This window comes from Exiguobacterium sp. SH5S13, assembly GCF_004337085.1.
Lineage (GTDB): Bacteria > Bacillota > Bacilli > Exiguobacteriales > Exiguobacteriaceae > Exiguobacterium > Exiguobacterium aurantiacum_A.
Genome location: NZ_SJUS01000093.1, coordinates 1 through 246, shown reverse-complemented (window position 1 = coordinate 246; position 246 = coordinate 1). Strand labels below are relative to the sequence as shown.

Genomic DNA, 246 nt, shown 5'->3' with positions numbered 1-246 from the left:
TAGCCTGCTTTTTAGGCTGAAGTCTGTAAGGTCTCACGTACTCTCTCAGAATCGTCATTTTCCCTTCATAGCCTAGCTTTTGAATCTCATCGAACAGAACCTCGCAATTGGTTGTACCTTCTTTGATACGTTCGTTTATGTAGTCTTTGTAGGGTTCGAGTTTTCCTTTCCTCTTTTTCCGCTTCACTTTCGTAGGTGCACTTTCCATCTTCAAATACTTTCGGATTGTCTTAGGATCATATCCCG

At 41.9% G+C, this 246-nt stretch carries 1 pseudogene; it reads right to left on the bottom strand.

Features of this window, described 5'->3' with window-relative positions:
- Window positions 1-246, bottom strand: a pseudogene (locus EVJ30_RS15380) (IS21 family transposase); the annotation flags it as partial.